A 4,180-nucleotide genomic window follows, 5' to 3' on the forward strand; every position below is an offset into this window, starting at 1 on the left:
GGGGTAGGACGCGCGGCCTGATCTGTAAACCCTTGCAAAGCAGATTCCCCAGACCGTGGCCAAGTTGTTAGAGATTTCAGCTTCGCGTGGTCCGAAATCTGTTAGTTGCACCCCTGGGGTAAACCCGGCCTGTCTTGACATCCTCGCTCCTCACAAACGATCCGTTATTCGTGAGAAATTGTAGCGCCATGATTCGGCGAAATTGAATGAAATGAGCGATGCGCGGTGGCTATTGTTGTTGGACGCCCCCTCGATCTTCGAGGACAAAGTGCGAATTCAGTTGCTTGCCAAGTTGGCCACTGCACCTGACAGCTAGGCAGCGGTTGTGGTCGGTCGCTTCGAGCTATCGACCGGCCGCATGCAGCTTCAATGCGGTCGCTGCAATGCTCCGGAGATAGCCAATCTATCGATGTAGCGACGCTGCCCCGAGGGCGCTCAACGTGCTGTGCCGCCAGTGGAGGCCCGGTGGCGTTGACTGTCCGCTGTGCGGCCGTGATGCCGCGACTTAAATCCTCTGCCTCTTCGACTTCTTGAGCTCCTTGAGCTTCACAGTCCCGTTCTGCGCCTGAACACCCAACCGCTTCGCCTTCTTCAACATCAACTCAAAATCACCAACGTAGGTGGCGTGCCAGTCTGGTTCGATCTTCTGCTCCAGGGTCTGGTACAGAAGGCGCGAGAATTTGCCCGTGTGGCTGCCTTTGCGTGGCACCGCGAAGACACCGTGCGCGAAGTCATTGCGCACGGCAGCCCCCTTTCCGACCGCCTTCGCAAGCGCATCGAGTTCACTTCTCAAGCAAGCGTCAGGCACCCATAGATTGCCAGCGTTTGCGATCTGACCGACCAGCTCGCTCAAGTTTCTGAGATCACGCCCATGCAACAGCAGGTTCTGGGCAGCCCTGGTCAATCCCAGGCTCTCACGGATGATGACCTTGAGCTGGTATTCGATGAAGGCCCATCGATTGATGAGCTCACCAATCTTCGTCCGGATTTCGTCCGGAACGTCGTCGCCCGACAGTGAGGACGCTCGGAGAAGCGGAATGTCGGATTCTTCTGGCATTGCAGCAGCACCCAAGATTGAATGAGGTATGACCTATCTCAGACTCATTCTGGAACCCCTACGAAGCAGATTAGAAGTCGGTGTGACTGCCTGCCTGCACCTCCTCACAGGTTGCGTCTCAGGTCAGAGAATCTCGACCACTTCGTCCCTTTCAAACCAGCCACTGTTGTCCTTGATGTGAGTGATGGCCGCTGCCGGCTGCCCCGACCACAGCACGAGCGCCAGCGATTCGCGCGCTCGACTGCAAGTGACATACAGGAGCCGAAGGCTGCGATCAATGGTGGTCTCCTTACCTTCTTTTTGATTGGCCAAGTCTGTGTCACTCAGTTCTTTGCCGCCGAAAAGTTTGTCGTACGAGATCAGAAAACCTCCGGCCTGGCTGTCGTCCATGACGACCATCACGTGGCTAAACTCAGAACCTTTCACAACTTGGTGAGTAGCGAGCTCGGTGTCTCCGGCGAGATAACGGCGGTACAAGCCCAGTTCCGCCCACGGTGCAGCGAAGAGCGCACACCAGCCGCGACGCATGCGCTGCTGTGTCGTCTCCTTCTCCTTGCTGCGGGGCACCGGAGTAGGCGGAGGCGGGCTCTTGTCGGCGAACGCCTCAGCAAGTCGCGGGTGTACCGTGAAGAGGCCCGCAGCCAAGACCGGCTCGATGACCTCGAACACGGTTGAGCCAGGCGCGACTGAAGCCTTGGCAAACGCCTGCGTGGCTTGGAGCATCTCTGCCGTGCGAACGCGGCGCCCCGCGGTGTCGGCCGGCAGGAATTCAAGGCTGCCGCTGCGCCTCAGCACATCGGACGCTGCCGACTCATGGATCGTGCCGTTCACGCGAACACAAGCCTGGAGCTGGATCAGCTCATCCAATAGCAGCTTGACGGCAGCTGGTCCGTTGTTCTCGCCGCTACCGACAGGCGCCGCAGCATTGGGATCGATCAGGTCCATCGCTTCGTAGACCGTCAAAAAGCCACCTCGAGCCGCGACGAGCTTGTGCTCGAGCGCCARCAACTGGTAGTGGCCGGCGCTCCAAGCATCCGCTTGATCCGGCACCACCATCTGCGTCGCGCACCAACGCTCGCGCGCCCGCTTTTCTTCAGGAGACAAGGTCGCGTCCCCGATGAATAGGCGAACCACCCCGCCGGCCTTCTCTGTTCGTGCGTGCTGCTTGACGCCAGCTGTCGACTGCGTGCGACCTTGCAGCTTCGACGCCCAGATGTTGTTGATGAGGTCCACGATGCGACGTCGGCTTCGGTGATTCATCTGCAATTCCGGCTTGGCCCAATCCGGCGGCACCAAGTCCGGCAAGTCCGCGTGACCGTGCGCATATATTCGTTGTCGGTGGTCCCCCAGCAAGCCCAGGGTCAAGCCTCCATCACGTCGGGCAGCGATCTCCATCAACGCATCGAGCACACCCTTCATGGTGTCCTGTGACTCGTCGATGAGGACGATGGGATGGCGGTCGCGCAGAATGGTCCTGAGCGTCGGTCGATTCAGCAGGAGCCACGCCGTCGCATCGAGTACATGCGTGTGCTGGATCGCGCCGGGACCGAACGTATTGCGATCCGGGTGGTAGATGAACTTAGGGGCCTTGCCGATCTCGTCGATCTCGGCCTCAATCTCAGCAAACTCCTCCAGATCGGCCTCGCTCGCGCCACGCTTCTTGGCAGCCGCCTTGGCGCACTTCCTCTCGAGCTCGGCCTTCTTGAGCACGATCAGCGCCTCTCGGATGTCGTCGTTGAACCCTGCGATCAGTTCCCAGCAGAACGAGTGAATCGTCGAGACGCTCACTAGGTCGTTGTCGCCCAGACGCCCGTTGATCACTGCGACCGCATTTTTGGTGTACGTGACAACCCGGATGGACCGGCCGATCATGCGCAGTCGCCGTGAGAGTTTTCCGCCCGCCTCATGAGGCACAACGCCCGTGAGGCGGCGAAGGACTTCGACGAGAGTTCTCGTCTTGCCAGAGCCCGCACCGGCAAAGAGGAAGAAGCTGCGGGGAGGCTGTTCCGTCAAATAGCCACAGATCTCTTCGACGACGCCGGCGTCACGCTCATTTCCCTCGCGAATCGCGATTGGGCTCATAGCACCGCGTCCATGGTCGGCTCGAGTTGGGCCTGCAGCCAGTCCAGGGCATTCGCAATGTACTTGGGGCAGTCAATGTTCTCGCCGCTTGCCACGTTCTCGAAGATGCTCGCCGCAAAGTCGCCCTTGTTGAAGGATTTGTGCATCAGCGTGTGGAGCGCAGAGGCCATGCCCGGATGGTCCGGCGCCGCCGCAACCTTAGTGGCTACCGCACCCAGGGCACCGGTGGGCGGGTCGACGGGCTTGCCGGCCTTGTCGACTTTGGTCTTCAGACCCTTGAACCAGTCGATGTTGCCCAGGATGAGAGAGTCTTCGAAGGTGCTCGGCCAGACATTGCTGGCTTGCGGTACCGGCAGCTGCCAGGCGAATCGAACCGTGCAGTCGCCATGGACCCACGTCAGCTGCTCAGGCTGGGGCGCTTTGAAGTCATCCAGGTTCTCAAGCTGCGGATGCCATTTGCGCAGCGTCGCATTGCCGCAGAACAACCCGCCCTGGCCGACATTGGCCACTGCCGTGTAGAGCTTCTTGCCCTTGTCACTCACGGACTCCTCGACTGGGTCAATGTCGGTGATGACAACTGTGGGGATGCGCAGGTGTTCGACCAAGGGCTTCAGCCTGTGCGCATGGCTGCCGCCGATGTCCAGGAACGACACGTACCGCCGGTTGAGTGCTTCATAGTCGCGTTCGATAAACAGCGGCACCAGCATTCGCTCGGCGACACCTTCCACGAAGATGGCGGCATTGGCAAACAGCAGATCGGTGTGCTGGACGCGGAAGTAGCGCTCGGCGAACTTGCGGGTCACTTCGTCGCTTCCGAAGACCAACCCGAGGTTGACCACCTCCGTCGTGGGCATCGCATGGTCAGCCGTCTTCGGGATGCGCCGGACATAGCGCAGTCGGTGGAAGTTCTCCGCATGAGCGAGGTGGCTYGAATGGGTACTGATCAGCAACTGGCTCTTCAGTGCCGTGGCGTCCTGGTCAGTTGGGCTGATGAGTTTGTGCGCCTTGGCGGGGAAGATGCGCTGCACCTGGACATGCAGG

Annotated in this window: 3 protein-coding genes; all 3 read right to left on the bottom strand. The window is 60.1% G+C overall.

From position 1 onward, the window contains the following. Positions 1–505: 505 nt before the first annotated feature. Complete coding sequence (locus AC1D12_RS26520) at positions 506–1,057, bottom strand: hypothetical protein (RefSeq protein WP_477843970.1); 552 nt, start codon at positions 1,055–1,057, stop codon at positions 506–508. Between the two features lie 123 nt (positions 1,058–1,180). Further along, complete coding sequence (locus tag AC1D12_RS26525; RefSeq protein ID WP_477843972.1) at positions 1,181–3,139, bottom strand: UvrD-helicase domain-containing protein; 1,959 nt, start codon at positions 3,137–3,139, stop codon at positions 1,181–1,183. Next, positions 3,136–4,180: ATP-dependent nuclease (locus tag AC1D12_RS26530; RefSeq protein ID WP_477843974.1), on the bottom strand; the 1,045-nt coding region annotated here is incomplete at its 5' end. The genes AC1D12_RS26530 and AC1D12_RS26525, both read right to left, overlap by 4 nt.

It is taken from the genome of Rhizobacter sp. P1_G5 (assembly GCF_056405435.1).

Bases quoted from the DNA above. Each gene is read 5' to 3' on its own strand.
- AC1D12_RS26520 (WP_477843970.1), bottom strand. From the start codon at position 1,057: ATGCCAGAAGAATCCGACATTCCGCTTCTCCGAGCGTCCTCACTGTCG.